The organism is Bartonella sp. AA86SXKL (assembly GCF_042196885.1).
Genome location: NZ_JBHIRE010000076.1, coordinates 1 through 1,671 on the forward strand (window position 1 = coordinate 1; position 1,671 = coordinate 1,671).

General features: G+C 44.7%; 1 protein-coding gene. It reads left to right on the forward strand.

Annotation, left to right across the window (positions count from 1 at the left end):
• The coding region (locus tag ACFIO5_RS09815) for a hemagglutinin repeat-containing protein (protein ID WP_375705298.1) at positions 1 to 1,671 on the forward strand (1,671 nt) is incomplete at both ends.

Genomic DNA, 1,671 nt, shown 5'->3' on the forward strand with positions numbered 1-1,671 from the left:
ATTCGTGATATTGCTGATGTTTCTGCTAGCGTAACCGTGGGCTTTAAGACAGAGAAGGCAGAAGCCTCTGTTCAGACCTCTACTGCGGTAACAGGTACAATAGAAGCAGGACGCGCTGTTAATATGCAAGCCCACAAAGGCAGCATCCATGGTGTTGGAGCCGATATTATTGCTGGTACAAACCCGATGCAAAGCAATGATGAACAGAGCGGGAATATCACCATGGGAGCAGGTAAAGATATCATCTTTGAAAGTGCGCAAAATACGCAAAGCACAGAAAACCACACGCAAAGCGCTTCGATGAATGTTGGGTATAGTTATGGTACCGGTGGTACAGGGTGGATGGGGAATGCTTCTTTTGGTAAAGGCAAGGGTTCCAGTGAGGAGGTTCACCAGAAGAACAGCCATATTATTGGCACCGGCACAGTTCACACAACGAGTGGTGCAAACACCACATTGGCAGGCGCCGTGGCTTCTGGAGAGCGTGTAGAAATGGAAGTAGGGGGTGATTTTACCGTTGTCAGCCGCAGTGATACGGGACAAAGTTCCAGCAAGCAAAACTCTGTTTCCATTGGTTATAATAGCCGAGAAAAGGATGGTACAGCCACAACCAATATTTCCTTGAACAAGGATAAATCCTCTAGTGATTATCATAGTGTTGTGGAACAATCAGGCATCAAAGCGGGTGATGGCGGCTTTAAGATCAACGTTAAAGATAAAACAACGCTGACCGGAGGTATTATTGAAAGCACCGCGCCGGCAGATAAAAACAGCCTGACCACAGGAAGCATCAGCACCAGTGATATCAGCAACAGTGCGCATGCGCAAGCTAGCAGCCAAGGTTTAAGCATTTCAGCGGGTGGTCCGATGTATCAGGGCAAATATGGTGTCGGGAAAAACATTGCCAAAAATGTCTTAGATCATTCAAAAGCTAAAGATTCAGAGGAAGGATATACCAAATCCGCTATCAGCAATGGCACCATTGTCATTACTGATGAAGCAGGGCAGAAGGCATTGACAGGGCAAGACGTGGAACAAGCCATAGCCTCCCTTAATCGTGATACTGCCACCGCCCATAAGGGTGTACAACAGCTCGATGTAGGCAAGCTGGAACAAATCGTCCATGAAAATCGTGAAATGGCAACTCAACTCTTAGAAGAAGGGTTTAAATACAGCGATGATTCCTATAAAACCATGTTTATCAAAGAGCACCCCATTGCCGTGGTCGACCGTGATGAAAAGGGCAATATAATCTATAAAAAAGATGAAAATGGACAGTATATCAAAGACGCTCGTGGACAAAAAATCCCCAAGTTCCATTATTTAACGGATGAAGAAAAGCAGCATTTGCAAGAAGGCTCTGATGGCAGGGTTCATGTTTCCTTTAATGGCATCTTTACTCCACCAGAGGAAGCCGCTGTTTATGCGGTTCAACATGCTAAAAATCAAAATGAACCGCTCTATATTGTTATCTTCCCCCAAGCAGATTCTGCTATCTCAGAACTTCTGGTAGCAGGCTATCAGAAGTTACTGGAAAATAACTTTTGGGGTTTGACCAATTCCACACAAGAAGCAAAAGATTTGATGTATAGCTATGGTCTTACAGGATTAGAACTTTATGGACATAGTCGCGGGACAATGACATTGGGGAATATGCTGAATTCTTTCAAA